General features: G+C 44.6%; 14 protein-coding genes and 4 tRNA genes. 6 read left to right on the top strand and 12 right to left on the bottom strand.

Translation table 11 applies throughout. The features are described 5' to 3' along the window. Positions 1 to 178: 178 nt before the first annotated feature. The 3 genes from vexH to NB504_RS05090 form a co-directional block, all read right to left on the bottom strand. Entirely contained in the window at positions 179 to 3,289 is a 3,111-nt protein-coding gene (vexH, locus tag NB504_RS05100; RefSeq protein WP_019281707.1) for a vibriobactin export RND transporter permease subunit VexH, read from the bottom strand. Beyond that, on the bottom strand, positions 3,289 to 4,341 hold the full coding sequence (locus NB504_RS05095) for an efflux RND transporter periplasmic adaptor subunit (protein WP_208892134.1): 1,053 nt from the start codon (positions 4,339 to 4,341) through the stop codon (positions 3,289 to 3,291). The genes vexH and NB504_RS05095 overlap by 1 nt, the downstream gene beginning before the upstream one ends. 146 nt (positions 4,342 to 4,487) lie before the next feature. After that, positions 4,488 to 4,637 (bottom strand): hypothetical protein, encoded by a 150-nt coding sequence (locus NB504_RS05090; RefSeq protein WP_258428414.1) that lies wholly within the window; start codon positions 4,635 to 4,637, stop codon positions 4,488 to 4,490. Positions 4,638 to 4,825: 188 nt separating this feature from the next. Between NB504_RS05090 and NB504_RS05085 the strand changes: the two genes are divergently transcribed. The 4 genes from NB504_RS05085 to NB504_RS05070 all read left to right on the top strand — a co-directional run bounded on the left by NB504_RS05085 (position 4,826) and on the right by NB504_RS05070 (position 5,402). Next, a tRNA-Tyr gene (locus NB504_RS05085) sits at positions 4,826 to 4,910 on the top strand. A gap of 79 nt (positions 4,911 to 4,989) precedes the next feature. Then, positions 4,990 to 5,074, top strand: a tRNA-Tyr gene (locus NB504_RS05080). Positions 5,075 to 5,153: 79 nt separating this feature from the next. Further along, positions 5,154 to 5,238: transfer RNA gene (locus NB504_RS05075), tRNA-Tyr, on the top strand. Positions 5,239 to 5,317: 79 nt separating this feature from the next. Then, positions 5,318 to 5,402: transfer RNA gene (locus tag NB504_RS05070), tRNA-Tyr, on the top strand. A 99-nt stretch (positions 5,403 to 5,501) separates the two neighbouring features. Here the strand turns inward: NB504_RS05070 and NB504_RS05065 are convergent. From NB504_RS05065 to gmhB, 9 genes are all read right to left on the bottom strand, one after another. Then, on the bottom strand, positions 5,502 to 6,269 hold the full coding sequence (locus NB504_RS05065) for a PKD domain-containing protein (protein ID WP_258428413.1): 768 nt from the start codon (positions 6,267 to 6,269) through the stop codon (positions 5,502 to 5,504). A gap of 22 nt (positions 6,270 to 6,291) precedes the next feature. Continuing rightward, complete coding sequence (locus NB504_RS05060) at positions 6,292 to 6,528, bottom strand: hypothetical protein (RefSeq protein WP_017044213.1); 237 nt, start codon at positions 6,526 to 6,528, stop codon at positions 6,292 to 6,294. Positions 6,529 to 6,604: 76 nt separating this feature from the next. Continuing rightward, the gene (locus tag NB504_RS05055; RefSeq protein ID WP_258428412.1) at positions 6,605 to 8,239 is read right to left on the bottom strand and encodes an ATP-binding protein; all 1,635 of its coding nucleotides are present in this window, start codon (positions 8,237 to 8,239) and stop codon (positions 6,605 to 6,607) included. Beyond that, complete coding sequence (locus NB504_RS05050) at positions 8,230 to 8,952, bottom strand: winged helix-turn-helix domain-containing protein (protein ID WP_013857376.1); 723 nt, start codon at positions 8,950 to 8,952, stop codon at positions 8,230 to 8,232. Before NB504_RS05050 ends, NB504_RS05055 begins: the two co-directional genes overlap by 10 nt. 257 nt (positions 8,953 to 9,209) lie before the next feature. Continuing rightward, on the bottom strand, positions 9,210 to 10,901 hold the full coding sequence (gene treC / locus NB504_RS05045; protein ID WP_094150433.1) for an alpha,alpha-phosphotrehalase: 1,692 nt from the start codon (positions 10,899 to 10,901) through the stop codon (positions 9,210 to 9,212). A gap of 61 nt (positions 10,902 to 10,962) precedes the next feature. After that, positions 10,963 to 12,387 (bottom strand): PTS trehalose transporter subunit IIBC, encoded by a 1,425-nt coding sequence (treB, locus tag NB504_RS05040; RefSeq protein ID WP_026027679.1) that lies wholly within the window; start codon positions 12,385 to 12,387, stop codon positions 10,963 to 10,965. 167 nt (positions 12,388 to 12,554) lie between these two features. Further along, positions 12,555 to 13,502, bottom strand: a complete 948-nt coding sequence (gene treR, locus NB504_RS05035) for a trehalose operon repressor TreR (RefSeq protein ID WP_013857380.1) — start codon at positions 13,500 to 13,502, stop codon at positions 12,555 to 12,557. Positions 13,503 to 13,557: 55 nt separating this feature from the next. Then, entirely contained in the window at positions 13,558 to 13,902 is a 345-nt protein-coding gene (locus tag NB504_RS05030) for an MliC family protein (protein WP_096036176.1), read from the bottom strand. A 26-nt stretch (positions 13,903 to 13,928) separates the two neighbouring features. Beyond that, positions 13,929 to 14,480: a D-glycero-beta-D-manno-heptose 1,7-bisphosphate 7-phosphatase gene (gene gmhB, locus NB504_RS05025; protein WP_013857382.1), complete on the bottom strand. Its 552-nt coding sequence runs from the start codon at positions 14,478 to 14,480 to the stop codon at positions 13,929 to 13,931. Positions 14,481 to 14,677: 197 nt separating this feature from the next. Here gmhB and metN point away from each other — a divergent pair, with 197 nt between their 5' ends. After that, the gene (metN, locus tag NB504_RS05020) at positions 14,678 to 15,712 is read left to right on the top strand and encodes a methionine ABC transporter ATP-binding protein MetN (protein ID WP_013857383.1); all 1,035 of its coding nucleotides are present in this window, start codon (positions 14,678 to 14,680) and stop codon (positions 15,710 to 15,712) included. Next, the gene (locus NB504_RS05015; RefSeq protein WP_017044205.1) at positions 15,702 to 16,379 is read left to right on the top strand and encodes a methionine ABC transporter permease; all 678 of its coding nucleotides are present in this window, start codon (positions 15,702 to 15,704) and stop codon (positions 16,377 to 16,379) included. Before metN ends, NB504_RS05015 begins: the two co-directional genes overlap by 11 nt. Positions 16,380 to 16,404: the final 25 nt, after the last annotated feature.

Genomic DNA, 16,404 nt, shown 5'->3' with positions numbered 1-16,404 from the left:
TGATGGATTATCGAAAATGGCATTAACCATTTGATATCTCGCTTGTATATTCAAATAACTTGATGTGATAAGCCGGCCGCATGTGATTTCATCTAATGGGCATAGATAACGGTGAATGGAATAGGTGTGAACGGTGAACAAAGAAGAGCCTGCAGGGCGCAGGCTCTTGATACGTTAATCAGTGAACACTTCTGGTTTTAACATCATGCAGCAGTTCTTGATTAAGTTCAGCTTCAACATGACCTGGAGAGCGTGTTGATGCCGAGACCAAACGATACATAGCAGGGATAACAAACAGAGTGACTAAAGTGGCAAAACCCATACCGAAGAAAATCACTGTACCCACCGCAACTCGGCTTTCATAGCCTGCTCCTGTCGAGATAATTAATGGGATGGAACCTGCTAAAGTAGTAAAGGCGGTCATCATGATTGGCCGTAAGCGCCTTGCTGAAGCATCAATAATTGCTTTTTCAAACTCAACCCCTCGGTCACGCAGCTGGTTGGCAAATTCAACGATCAAAATGCCATTTTTGGTCACCATACCGATCAGCATAATCATCCCAATTTGGCTATAGATGTTGATACCTTGTCCCATAATTGATAGACCAAGAAAGCCGCCAAACACACCCATCGGCACCGTCAACATCACCACTAACGGGTTGATAAAACTTTCAAATTGGGCGGCTAGTACCAAATAAGCGACAAGCAGCGCTAACGCAAATACAATGGCTACGCTCGATTGGTTTTCTTTAAAATCTTTTGACTCACCTGAGTAACTAATGGAAATATCACTAGGTAGCGTTTCAATGGCTTTCTGATCTAGAAAATCAAGCGCTTCGCCCAACGTGTAACCAGCCGATAAATTTGCAGTAACCGTGATCGCCTTTTGCTTATTGTAATGAGACAAGCGGATTGATGATGCCACTTCTTCCACTTTCGCAAGTGCATCCAGTGTAACAAGCTCACCGGATGCGGTTCTCATGTAGATCTGGCTTAAATCGGAGGCGTTATTGAAGCTATTTTCGTCCCCACGGAGATAAACATCATACTCTTCGCCACGCTCAACAAAGCTGGTTTCACTCTTCCCGCCGAGCATCACTTCTAACGTATCTGAAATATCCGCGACACTGATCCCCAATTCCGCGGCACGCTGCCTATCAATCGTCACCACCAGTTCAGGTGTCTTTTCGGAATAATTGGTGTCAGCACCTTCCATAAAGGGAGAACTTTCAGCTTCCGTTTTTAACAATTCAGCCCATTTTTTTAGTTCAGGATAGTCTGACCCACCCAACACAAACTGAACAGGCTCGTTAGAGCCACCACGAAAGCCGGGCATAAAGGGCATAACTCGTACATCGGGAATTCCCGTTAGCGCTTTTTTTACCTGCCCTAATGCTTGTTGAGCGGTGATGCTTCGTTCGTTCCAGTCATCCAAAATCATGATAACAAAACCCGTCTGATCACCCGCTTGCCCACCGAACGCGGGCGATTGAATACTAAACGACTTGAGAAAACCTTTGCCAACCAAGGGCATTAACCGCTGCTCAACAAGATCCATATTGGCCGACATCCGGTTATAACTGGTCGCATCCGCTCCGCGCACAAAGGCAAAAATAACGCCGCGATCTTCTGAAGGCGTGAGCTGAGAAGGCACTTTCTGCATCAGAAAATAACTGCCACCAACGCATGTAAGGATGACGAGCGGTGCAGCCCATTTCCAACTGATAGCAAAACGTAAAGAGGATTTGTAACTCGCTTCTAAACGGCCAAAAACACGATCAACAAAGCGATTAAAACGGTTTGGTTTGACATTGACCTTTAAAATCTTGCTACCGAGAACGGGCGTTAAAGTTAACGCTATTAGCGATGAAAAGAGAACCGACATGGCCAAAAGTACAGAGAACTCGGTGAACAACAGGCCGACCATACCGTCCATAAAAGAGATCGGTAAAAAGACCATCACTAATACCAATGTGGTGGCAATCACGGCAAAGCCGACTTCGCGCGTCCCTTTATAAGCCGCCAGCAGTGGCTTCTCTCCCTGTTCTATGTGATGAAATATATTTTCCACCACCACAATCGCATCATCAACAACCAAACCGATGGAAAGAATCAGCGCCATCAAGGTGATAAGGTTAATGGAGAATCCGAAATAGTAAGCGGCAATAAAAGAAGAGATCAATGATACTGGCACAGTAACGGCTGGGATTAGCGTTGCCCGAACTTGGCCGATAAAAATGTACAGTACCAAAATCACTAAACCACCCGTGATAAACAGTGTGCTATACACTTCCGAAATTGAGCGATCAATAAAGACGGTCGAGTCGTAGTCAATGGCCAAGCGCGTTCCTTTGGGTAGAAACTGCTGAATATTATCGACTTCTTGATGGACACGCTGCGCCACATCCAAGGGGTTAGCATCTGACTGTGGCACAATGCCCATGCTCACATTAACCACACCGTCGCTTTTGAAGGTTGAGTTTTCGTTCTCAGCGCCGATGAAGACATCCGCGACATCTTTTAAGTAAATCGGCGAATTGTCACTTGCGCGCTTAACCACCAAATAGTCAAAATCTTGAGCCGTTTTGTACGCTCGGTCGGTACGCACCGACATTACTGTCGAATCGTTACGCACTTCCCCGCCCGGGCTTTCAATATTTTCACTGCGCAATGCACTTGATATATCAGAAGTCGTGACACCACGCCCAGCCATCAGATTCGGCTTGAGCTTGACATACATCACCTTATAAAGGCCACCAGACACATCCACAGAACTGACACCAGAGATTAAACTAAAACGGTCAATCAAAGCTCGTTCGATATAATCGGTCAGTTGGGTTCGATCCATCTCTGAAGAACTGAGATTAATGTACAAGGAAGCTTCACCAGAGCCATTATTTTTAAATACGGTTGGATCATCCGCTTCATCGGGTAATGAGCGCTGTGCTCTCGCAACGGCGTCGCGGATATCGCTCACACCAGTATTGAGATCGTAACCCAGTTCAAATGTAACGGTAATCCGTGACATGCCATTACGCGTGGTGGATTCAATTTCATCAATCCCGCTAATGCCTGCCAGTTGATCTTCCAATACAGAAGTGATTTGGCTTTCAATGATGGTAGCTGAAGCCCCTGCATAGCGAGTACTGATTGAAACCACCGGGCTTTCAATATCGGGCATTTCCCGGACCGAAAGCTTAGAAAATGACACTAGACCAAAAACGCACAACAGTAAGCTTAATACCACCGCCGCCACAGGGCGCTTCACTGAAACATCGGATAACCACATTATTTGTCATCCTTTTGTATCGGCGAGCCATCCACATTGACTTCAGTAACGGCAATGCCGTTTCTCATATTCACGATGCCTTGCACCACAATCTTATCGCCAATGGCTAAACCTTTATCAATCACCACTTGATTGTCGATCCGCGCGCCAAGCCAAACTTCCGTGCGTATTACTTTATTATTGCTATCAATCACATAGACATAGCGTTTAGTGCCTGAATATTCGAGTGCTTGAACGGGGATAATGGGCGCTTCAATCGCTGGGAAATTCAACTTAGTAGAAAGCAACATCCCGGGTTTTAGCTTGCCATCTTGGTTATCGAAATGAATACGGACACGCAAATTCAAGGTTTCACGGTTAATGCGTGAATCAATACCCACAACTTTGCCGGTAAACTCGTTTTTTGCCCAAGCATTACTCTTCGCCGTCACCGTCATACCTTTACTGATTAACGAAAGGTAACGCTCTGGCACTTGGATATCGAGTTGCATCACCGATAGGTCATCTAAAGTCAGCAATTCCGTCCCTGCACTGACCATTTTGCCCAAACTAAAATCAATAAAACCAACGGTGCCATTAAATGGCGCGCTAATGCGCAGATCGTTTAAATTTGCGTTTGCTGCATCTAAACGTGCTTGAGCAATATCAACACTCGCTTTTTGCGCATCGATTTCCGTTTGGGTAATGGCGTTCCGTTTGACCAAACGTTCAAACTCTTTCAACTTACGCTGTTCATCGTTCAAATAGGCTTGAGCCTCTGAAAGTGCGGCTTTGGCTTTATCATCATTAAGCTGAATTAAGAGCTGACCTTTCTTGACCTCTTGATTGGCTTTAATCGCAATATGGCTGACCTTTCCCGAAACTTCAGATGAGATCTCCACTGCTCGTTCAGCTTCTAATTTACCAATAAGTGAAAGAGACTGAGACACTTGATGAGTTGCCACACGCTCTGCGACCACCGCAACGGCTTGTGGTGCTTGCGCAGCGAACGCACTTAACGGTGTGGTAAGCAAGGTAACCATCATTAACGAAAGAATAGACGTGTTTTTCATAGTTTTTATTCAACAATAAATAGACTGATTGAATTGTAACTGCTTATACGACGCTCGAACGTCAAGGAGTGTAAATCTTATTAAATATCTGTAACGTGCGTCATAACTTAGCCTCCTCCGGCTGCTTTTTAGGCGTCACACACAGGCTATACCCAAACAACTTGAAGTTGCAGGTAGGCGGCAAGTAAGTTCATCCCCATGAACATAGATAAACTATGTGATTGGGGTGAGCGAACGTAGCCAAACACCGCTGCAGCTTCAAGTGGGAAGGGTATAAATAGAGCAAAACTATCCATTCCTCCTCCCTTTGCCCAAAAAGGCAGCATTCAATTCAAAATCATAAGAAAAAGGCTTTACAGAGAGAGCGAGTTTGCTATCATGCGCTCCGCACTTGAGCAATGCGTTGGGAAAACGTTGTTTAAGCATACTGTGAGCCAATAGTGTCGTTATAAGCACTATAAATCACATTGTATGAAAACCCTCTGGAGGGGTTCCCGAGTGGCCAAAGGGAGCAGACTGTAAATCTGCCGGCTCCGCCTTCGATGGTTCGAATCCGTCCCCCTCCACCATATTCTCTCGCAAGAGAAACCTTGATTGATACGTTGGGAAAACATCATTCAAGCCTATTTTTAGAATAGGAAAACACCCGGAGGGGTTCCCGAGTGGCCAAAGGGAGCAGACTGTAAATCTGCCGGCTCCGCCTTCGATGGTTCGAATCCGTCCCCCTCCACCATATTCTCTCGTAAGAGAAACCTTGACTGATATGTTGGGAAAACATCATTCAAGCCTATTTTTAGAATAGGAAAATACCCGGAGGGGTTCCCGAGTGGCCAAAGGGAGCAGACTGTAAATCTGCCGGCTCCGCCTTCGATGGTTCGAATCCGTCCCCCTCCACCATATTCTCTCGTAAGAGAAACCTTGATTGATACGTTGGGAAAACATCATTCAAGCCTATTTTTAGAATAGGAAAACACCCGGAGGGGTTCCCGAGTGGCCAAAGGGAGCAGACTGTAAATCTGCCGGCTCCGCCTTCGATGGTTCGAATCCGTCCCCCTCCACCATATTTTCTCGATTGAGAACGATAAAAAGCCAGCTTTCGAGCTGGCTTTTTCGTTTCTTTACATCATAGCTCTATAAACTGACGTCACTAAGTAGTCTAGTTAACCCTCAATATACTGAAGTAGAGCGGTAACACAGCTTTGTGCATCACTGCAATTGATACTCTCTGGCAGTTCAGTCTGCAATAAAAACCCTTGTTCCAAAGAGTGGCAAGATGAACTTTCACTTAAACAAATCGGAACTCCTTGAGCAGAAAGGGCATTTAATAACAACAAAGCCGTTTGTATATTTCCCCCAGCATTGGCGGCAAAATGTAGCTCAAACTCAGCAGCGCTATTGAGTGAGGTCAGCGCATGCTCTAATTGAGTGTCCAATTCGGTTAAAGAAACCGAATCTAAATCACTAAAGCTCAGCATGCCTTGGTTCCTATCAGCATACTGCCAAGCAACGATATCAACCTGCTGCATATAGGCTCGCTGCATGCTTTGCGCGACCGCCTGAATGATCACCTGCATTTGGTCACTGTTGCTTCTTCCACCACTGTCTTTGACTGATAATTCAAAAATATACGTGCCAGCAATCGTAGGATAAAACGCCGTTGCTTTCAGAGAATCTGCATTGATCAAAGTAAGCGATTGAGGCCCAGAAACTTGACGCCAAGACTTCGTTTTAATTTCATATATTGATAACTCAGATTTCGCCGTTCCGCTCAACGTAATACTATTTACTGGCAGTATTAACATCTGATCAGCACCAGCATTAACCGTAGGCTTAGTCAGCTTATCCGTATCTTTCAAATCATCGGCTTTACATCCCACGATAAGTGTGAGCACACTCAGGATCACGAACAACTGGTTTAACTTAAACATAATATTTTCCTGTGATTAAGCATTAGAAGAGGTAACTGGTACTGATGGAAAGAAAGGCGACTTCACTACCGTCCAAATACATTGCAGCATCTTGTTGCGCGTAATCCATCATCACATTCGATTGCGTATTGGTTTGGCTGAGCTGGTCATTTAAGCGAACCCCATCGCTGAAGGCTGAGATCCATTCCATCGGTTTAGTGGCACTGGTAGATGAGAAAAATACGCCGCTTAAAAACAGCGCTAATAATTTGGTATTCATGCTTACTCCTTGTGAGCGGTCTGATTCACCGACCCATTCAAGGTAGCATTCTCAATACAAATAAATCGTCAGCAGTTTATTGACCATTTGTATCCAGTTTGGTCACATTAGGTAAAGAAATCTGTTTCGGCCATTGCAGTTCAAAACATGCGCCCCCTAATGCTGAACCATTTACTTTTACTCTAACCTTGCCTTGATGCCAACGAGTGATCTGTTTAACAATCGCCAGCCCAAGACCATGGCCTTTTTCACTATTACGCTCTTGATTATTCACTTGAGTAAAGGGCTCAAAAATACGCTCAATATCATCTGGCGCAATACCGGGGCCATCGTCTTCGACCACCAAAAAAAGTTGCCCATCAGATTCGTTCAACGAGAGATGGATCTCTTGCTGCGCAAATCGCGCGGCATTACTCAGCAAGTTTTTAACGGCCCGCAATAAAGCTCGATTATCGACAAATATCGTTTGCTGTCGCAACGAATCCAACACGCTGACACGCAATGTGAGTTGCGGGTTTTCAAGCTGGAAATGCTCCGCTTCTGCAACCAAATTGTCGGCAAAGTGGCAATAAGAAAAATGGCGAATATCTGTGATACGGTTATAGCGCGACAAAACAAGTGTCTGGTTAATCAAATGATCGAGATCTTCAATACTGGAGTGAATCACTTGGCGGTATTTTTCTTTCTGACTTAAGGCAATGTCTTCATCCTCAAGCATTTCAAATGCAAAGCGTAAACGGTAGAGCGGTGTTCGTAAATCATGCGCCACGGCGTTGGTTAAGGTTCTTTGGCTGGCAATCAGCTTTTCGATGTTATTCGCCATGTTATTAAAAGAATGACTGAGCTGAGAGACCACGGACAGCCGAGACGTCGTCGCTCTACGAGATAATACTCCTTGGCCAAATTCATTCGCCGTTTTTACCAGACGTTTCAGATCTCGCCATAAAGGATAAATCCACATAACTAAGGCCACAGAAATGGCTAAAAAAAAGAAACCGCCGATAGCCGTGGTGAGCTTTAATTGGGTTTGGTAGGAAATATTGTCCTCGACGCGTAACCACGTATTCTCATCCACCGCAGCCAATAAGATCATGCTGCCTTGTTGATTGATATAACTGGTCATCTGCTCTTCATCAGCCAACAATTTACTTCGCTCGATGGGTGACAAATCTTGCTCTTGCAATAGACTCAACTCTAAAGGTATTCGGCTATTTTGCTCAGCAATACTGGTTTGCCATTGAGTACGTGGTTGGCTACGGAGATCTTCTACCGCGAGGTATAATGTACCTCTGGACTGGTTAAGCGCAGCGAGTTCTCTCGGTTCATTGATCGCGAAATAGAGCACTTTGTCACTGTTCAACACTCTTTGCAAAAGTGCCATAGGATCACCATCTTGAAAAATGATCTCGCCTTTTTGCAACGCTTGATAAACTTCTGGGGAGGAGTGGTAACTGTCTAATGCCTCTAATCGAAGTGGGTAACTGAAATGCTTAGCATAGCCGTCAATAATCGTTGTCCACTCAGCTTGAGGCGCTTGACGCAATTTTTCAGATAGAAACGTAAAGTTACTCTGATAGACAGGCTTATAAAACTCTTCAGAGATACTGCGGCTAAGATATGGGATCGGATTAAATTGCGTGGGAATACTGAGTAATAAGATTGGCAGAAACACAGCTACCCAGAGTACCCAAAAAGATCGAATCATGACCACTTCCCTTCCGATACAGCGCAGAGCTGATATCCTTTACCTCGAACCGTTTTTATCAACTTAGGTTCATTAGGATCATCTCCGAGCGCACGCCGCAAGCGTGATATACGACGATCAATTGAGCGATCTAAACCATCATATTCAAAACCACGCACATGCTGAGCGATATCATCTCTCGTGACAATGGTGCCGACATGTTGGGCGAGTAGATACAAAAGCTCAAACTCGCTGGTCGTGAGTTTTATGGGCTGCTGCTCAAGTAATACCGCTCGATGCTGTAAATTCATCCACAAGTTACCTATGCACAATTCGTATTTGTCACTTTGACTTCCTCTTGCTTGCCTCCGAAGTAAAGCTCGAATACGTGACAGTAGCAAACGGGGCTTAACCTGCTTAACAACATAGTCATCGGCACCCAGTTCCAACCCCATCACCTGATCAATATCATCGTCCAACGCCGTTTGCATTAAAATCATACCGTGGTATTGATCTCGGACAGCGCGGCAGACATCCATACCACTTTGCCCTGGTAGCATAATATCCAGAATGACTAAATCAGGTTGCTCATCCAAAATCCGATCAACGGCTTGAATCCCATCCGCAACCGTTGAGACACAAAATTCATAGTGGTTGAGAAAATCTTTGATCAGTTCCGAGAGTTCTAAATCGTCTTCAACGAGAACCACTCGATAAGAGGGGGAGAGAGTACTGTTCATTGTGTTTCACATCCGTTTGCTAAGAACGCAAACTATAGCGGATTGTGTTTCATCTTTGTGTGACTAATTGTGACCAAGCAACAAAGTTGTGGTGTTGTTAAAACATTAAACAAACCATCAACAGCCGAACCTACCGCGTTGAATCAATAAGAGCACGAAGAAAGTACCATTGAGCCGTGACTCATAAACAGAGTCGATAAAAAAACCCCGAAAATTCGGGGCTGAAAAATGACTGAATCTATAGGGGTAGGACTCAATCAGGATACTAAATCGAACAAAATTACGCGTGTTTCATACGGACGAAGCACTTGATGTTCCAAAACTTTGAGTGGTTTTATATCTGTATAGTTGCCTAACAGGTATTTTGCTTTCTCAATCGGTAACTCTTTTGGCAGCACGCATTCGGTGTCAACGCCATAATAGTTATTGATACAGATCAGCACCTGTTTCGCGTTGCGTCGCTGGTAGGCAAAAATCTCTTTATGATCGGGTAGCAAATCGGTGTAATCACCATCGGTAATTACACCGATTTTTTTGCGCAGCGCTATCAACTCTTGGTAGAAATAGAACACCGATTGCTCATCAGCTAACGCACATTGCGCATTCAATTCTTGATAGTTTTCTGCAATGTCTAGCCAAGGCTGACCTTGGCTAAAACCAGCAAAGCGCTCTGCATTCCACTGCATTGGCGTGCGAGAATTGTCACGGGATTTTTGTGCAAGAATGGCCATCATCGCTTCATGACTTACCCCTTGCTGGTTCACCATGATGTCGTAAATGTTAGTACTTTCCACATCTCGGTACTGTTCAATAGCGGTGTAGCCGGGATTGGTCATGCCAATTTCTTCACCTTGATAAACATAAGGCGTGCCTTGCATCATATGAATCGATGCGGCCAACATTTTTGCCGACTCAACACGATAACGTTGATCATCCCCTAAACGACTCACAATACGTGGTTGGTCGTGGTTACACCAAAAAAGCGCTCCCCACCCTTTACCATTTAAGCCCGTTTGCCAATGGTTGAAAATCTGCTTCAATTGCAAGAAATCAAATGGCGCTTTCGTCCATTTTTCACCGTTCGGATAATCCACTTTTAAATGGTGGAAGTTAAACACCATCGACAACTCTTTGCCGTCCAAGCGTGAATATTGTTGGCAATGTTCAAGCGTTGTTGAGGACATTTCCCCCACGGTGACACTGCCGTACTGTTGGAAAACCGCTTGGCTGATCTCTTGTAAAAATTCATGCACGCGCGGGCCATCGGTATAAAAACGGCGTCCATCACCTTGGTGATCATCACTGAAATCCTGCGCTTTTGAGATTAAATTGATCACATCGAGACGAAAACCATCCACCCCTTTTTCGGCCCAAAAACGAATCACTTGCTTCACTTCTTCACGAACTTGAGGATTTTCCCAATTTAGATCTGCCTGCTCTTTGGCAAATAGGTGCAGATAATATTGCCCTGTTGCGTCATCTAACGCCCATGCACTACCACCAAACTTTGACTGCCAATTATTTGGAGCCTGACCATTAATCGGGTCTTGCCAAATATAATAGTCACGATACGGGCTTGATTTATCACCCAACGCCGACTGAAACCAAGCGTGCTCGGTTGAGGTATGGTTAACCACAATATCCATAATAATACGGATACCTCTTTGATGAGCTTGAGTCAGCAGTTCATCAAAATCTTGCATGCTACCGAATTGAGGATTGACACTGTAATAATCCGAAATGTCATAACCGTTATCAACCATCGGAGATGAATAAATGGGTGTCAGCCAAATGGCATCAATTCCCAAGCGGTGCAAGTAATCCAGTTTAGAGATGATCCCTTTGATATCTCCCGTTCCTTTATTGCCGCTATCACAAAAACTTTTGGGATAAATCTGATAGATGGTCGCAGTTTTCCACCACTGACTATCACTCTTGGTTATAACCATATTGACAACTCACTTACCAAAATGAAAATGAGTGGTGAAAACTCACCACTCGAATGAAAGGTTATGCACTTGCTGGCTCTAGCTCGCCTTTAGCTTGAGCTCGTTTGTATAAAAACAGAGTAAGCAGAATTGGGACGGCCATCGCCACCAGCATCGCGATGCCGTAAATACCCCAGTATTGTGGTTGAATCGAAAGAATACCTGGTAAACCACCCACACCGATGCCATTCGCCATCACCCCTGCACTACCACAAATTGCGGCTGCAATAGCACTACCAATCATGGCGCTTAGCATTGGGAACTTGTACTTTAAGTTGACACCATACATCGCTGGCTCTGTCACACCCAAATAAGCCGAAATAGCCGCAGGAACAGAGATGTCTCGCTCACCGTGTTTTTTACTGATAAAGATGATACCGACGACCGCAGACGCTTGAGCAATATTTGACAGTGCAATCAGTGGCCAAATTGGCGTACCACCCATTTCTTGCATCAATTGCAGATCCACCGCGTTAGTGGTGTGGTGAATCCCGGTAATGACCAGTGGCGCATACAAGAAACCGAACACCATTGAACCGATAACCGCAAAATCGCCAGTCATTGCAGCTTTAGCCGCAAACGCGACGCCATCGCCCAATACGCGACCAAATGGACCAATTAAAGCGTGGGCCAAAATAACGGACAATATGATAGAGATAAACGGCACAACAACGAGGTAAAGATAAGAAGGGATGATGCGCTTTAAGTTTGTCTCAATAAACGCTAGAGCAACACCCGCCAACATTGCAGGAATCACCTGAGCTTGATAGCCGACTTTCTCTATCACAAACAAGCCAAAATCCCACACTTCGGGCATCTGCTTACCGATCAGATAAGCATTCATTAATTGAGGCGAAACCAGAGTCACACCCAAAGTAATACCCAGTATCGGTGTTCCACCTAACTTTTTCACCGTTGACCAACAAACACCAACCGGTAGGAAGAAGAAAATAGCCTCGCCAATTAACCATAAGAAAGAATGAACCGTGGCCCAAAATTGGCTAATTTCAACCAAAGTTTTTCCATCGAACATGCGAATGTCGCCAATGACATTACGAAAACCGAGGATTAAACCGCCGGTGATGATCGCTGGCAGCAAAGGAACAAAGATTTCCGCAAGATGCGAAATGCCACGTTCTAAAAAGTTCATGTTTTGGCGAGCGGCTTTCTTCGCTTCATCTTTAGAAACGGCTTCTTTGCCTGAAAGCCCGATTAAGATGGCGTAAACTTCGTCCACCTCAGTACCAATCACAACTTGAAACTGCCCAGCATTGGTAAAACACCCTTTAACCATGCTCAGCTGTTCTAGTCCTTTTTTATCCGCCTTGTCGGTATCATTTAAAACAAAGCGTAAACGAGTCAAACAGTGACTCACACTGGCGATGTTCTCTTTACCACCTACCAGCTCGATAAGACGTATCACGTCTTGCTTCGCTATCTTGGCCATACTTTTGCCCACCCTATATTGGAATACTGTCTGTTTTTCTTTTTAATGGGAACATTCCCACCTACAAGTGCAATATTGACATAAATAATAAAAGGTAAAAATGGGAACAATCCCATTAATTGAATAAGATCACAGACTAATTGTAATTCACTTTAAGAAATAAGGAGTTAGCTTGTTAGCGGTTGTTGAGTGATGTGTGCAGGGTTCATTTCATTATTAAGCTGTAAAATCAATAAATTAGCTGCTTTTTCTCCCGCTTGAGCATAGCCAGGATCAATACTATAAATATTAGGGAAAAGAAAAGAGAGCAGCTCATTACCACCCACACCAGTGACGGCGATATCATCTCGGCCCAATTCTTGGAGACGTTTAATCACGCCAAGTGCCAGAGTGTCACTGGCGCACACGATAGCTTGAGTCTGATCATTCAGCACTTCATCAACCAGTTGGTAGGCACTTTCATGATGCAAACGTCCAGTGCGATAATTGGGAGTGCATCCACTTTGTTTGCACCAATCTAAGTACGAATCTAAACGTAATTTACCTGTCGTTTTATCGCTAGGATCGACCCCAATGTAGGAAATATGAACTCGATTTTTCGAAGTCAAATGAGCAAGCGCGCCTTGAATAACACCATAATTGTCATAGTTAATCGATGAGACTTTATCGGCATCCATCGCAATCACAACCGCTCGCGATGCCCATAGGTTGAGTTGTGTGATATCGAGATCGGTAAAACCAAATACAATTACACCATCCACATTACGCTTATGTAAAACCTCAAGGTGCTCGTTCGTTTTAGTGCGATCAAACTGGCTTTCCATAATCACCACATCGTACCCATTTTGATACAGCACCTGTAGCATTCGCCCCACGGCACGGTTTTCAGACGGTGACTCAAGGCGTGAGATAATCACGCCAATCACTTTTTCACTGCCACCACGCATTAACTGAGCCGATTTCAGTGGCACATACCCAGAATCTTGGATAACGCGTTCCACTTTTGCTCGTGTTTCAGGCTTCACTTTTGGGTCGTTCGTCAATACACGAGAAACCGTCGATTTACCAACACCAGACAGTTTTGCAATATCCAAGATAGTCAGTTTTCTGCTCATGCGAACCTATAGCGTAAATAAAAATGGAAGATAGCATGCGCTTATCTTAAATGAATTATTGAGTGATACAGCCTTGATAAGTCGTTGATCCCACTTCGAGCAAAGCCTCATCGCCTTTCGTATGTAAAAGCACGGTTTGAGGCTGAGTTTGCTCGCTATCGTCGATCACATACTTTGCGCCAGAGGCGGCTGGAATTTGTATCAATGTATATTCGCGATCGGCAATACGGAGAACGGCTGACTGTTGCTCAATATACGCAACATCAAAATGCTCACCAGAACGGCATTGATAATGCTGGAACAGGTTCTCACTTTCAACGCGCGAATCGTTCGCGTAATGTGGTGAGCATGCTGCTAAAAAACCAACACTGAATCCAACAAAAAGAAATGATTTATTCATATTGCCTTCCACAAAGGGGGGAATTTTTACGGTGCAAGAAAAGCAGGGACATCGCGAATACTATCAAGTACCACGGTGGCGAGTAATTCACCTTGCTCAGTAACAGGTTTACCGGTACGCACCAACACACGAGTACCAACACCTGCGGCTTGTGCAGCCATCATATCTTCAGCTTTATCGCCTATCATCACGGATTTTTCCATATCGATATCAAGAAAATCCCGTGCGGAGATAAACATACCAGGCTTGGGTTTGCGGCAATCACACTCTTCTTTATACTTACCTTCACCGTGCTCTGCATGGTGCGGGCAGTAATAAATACCATCAAACTCGACACCGTGATCGGCAAAATTCCAGTCCATCCATTGCGTTAAAGATAAAAAGCGCTCTTCACTAAATTTCCCACGAGCGATACCTGATTGGTTGGTCACCAAAACCAGCAAATACCCCATGTCTTGAAACTTCTTAGTGGCTTCAAATACACCATCAATAAACTCAAAATCATGCTCATCATGAACATAGCCATGGTCAACGTTGATCACGCCATCGCGATCTAAAAACACTGCAGGTTTAGCCAAAATAACTCTCTCATATCACGCCAGATATGATGATTATTACACGCTTTATTTTTTTCATCACTACCTAATTCACCAAAGCGTTTAGACGTCTAGACGTAAAAATATCTATTGACTTAAATCAAGTTAAGCCATAGCATCGTCCAACAAGTGAGAGAGAGTTCAACATTTTATTCTGTTATCCCTGCACAGGTTTTCCGATGATTCAAATTAATCAAGTAAATAAAGTTTTCTATCAAGGCAATAAGGAAATTCATGCTTTGAAAGAGATTAATCTTCACATTAAGCAAGGCACTATTTTTGGTGTAATTGGCTCGTCAGGTGCAGGGAAAAGTACGCTGATTCGCTGTGTCAACATGCTAGAAGCTCCAACAACAGGTTCGGTTGTGGTTGATGGCGTTGATTTAACTCAACTGAGCAAATCAGAACTCAGCCAAGCTCGTCGCAACATTGGCATGATCTTTCAACACTTCAATTTGCTTTCATCACGTACGGTATTTGACAACGTTGCTCTGCCACTTGAACTGGCTGGTGTCGAAAAAAATAGCATTGAAAAGAAAGTGTCGGAGCTGTTGCAACTGGTCGGCCTGACGGATAAGCGCGAAACTTATCCTGCAAATCTGAGTGGTGGTCAAAAGCAACGTGTTGCAATAGCGCGAGCACTCGCCTCTGATCCCAAAGTATTGCTGTGTGACGAAGCCACCAGTGCGCTTGATCCTGCGACGACTCAATCAATTTTAGAGCTATTGAAAGAGATCAACCGCACACTCAATATCACCATTTTGCTAATTACTCACGAAATGGATGTGGTGAAAAGTATTTGCCACGAAGTGGCCATTATTGGCGACGGTGAACTGGTTGAAAAAGGCACAGTTGGCGAGATTTTTGCTCACCCTAAAACCGCCTTGGCTCATCAATTTATTCGCTCAACACTCGATTTATCAATTCCGGAAGATTACCAAGCTCGCCTGCAAGCCACTCGCGTAAAAGGTAGCTACCCGCTGGTGCGATTAGAGTTTACAGGCGCAACGGTTGATGCTCCCTTGATGACACAAATTGCCCGTAAATTTAATATTGATGTCAGTATATTAAGTTCTGACCTTGATTACGCTGGTGGCGTTAAATTCGGCATGATGGTCGCTGAACTGTTTGGTAATGAGTCGGACGATACGGCCGCTCTTGAATTTCTTCGCGAAAACAACGTAAAAGTAGAGGTACTTGGTTATGTCCTTTAACACCATCACCGCTTGGTTAAACCTGAATGGCGATCTTCTACTGATGGCAACCTGGCAAACACTCTACATGGTCGCTGTCGCGGGCATCGTCGGTTTCGTGGTTGGTATTCCACTAGGGGTTATTTTACATACCACCAAAAAAGGCGGCCTTCTCGAAAACACTCAGCTGAACCGCATTCTTGGTGCCATCGTCAACATTGGTCGCTCTGTGCCATTTTTGGTGCTCATGGTGGCCATTATTCCGGTGACAAAACTGCTTGTCGGTACGTTTATTGGCACCACTGCGGCCATTGTGCCGCTGACGATTGGCGCAATTCCATTTGTCGCTCGTTTAATTGAAAGTGCATTGCTGGAAGTGCCCACTGGTTTGGTCGAAGCTGCGCAGTCAATGGGGGCTACGCCGATCCAAATTATTCGTAAAGTGTTACTTCCTGAAGCGCTACCAACGATTGTCAACTCAGTCACCATCACTATGGTCACTCTAGTAAGTTACTCTGCCATGGCCGGAACCGTTGGCGGCGGTGGATTGGGCGATGTCGCTATTCGTTACGGCTTTCATCGCTACGACTTAGGCATCATGACGGTCACCGTGGTGATGTTGATTGTCTTAGTACAAATTATTCAATCGATTGGCGATAAGTTTGTCCGCCGTGTCGACCACCGTTAAATCACAATAAAGTTAAAACACAGAT

Origin of the sequence: Vibrio sp. RM-69-4, from assembly GCF_024743775.1 — a bacterium.
GTDB lineage: Bacteria > Pseudomonadota > Gammaproteobacteria > Enterobacterales > Vibrionaceae > Vibrio > Vibrio anguillarum.
Note: the sequence above shows the minus strand (reverse complement) of the source record. Positions and strands in the feature narration are given on the sequence as shown.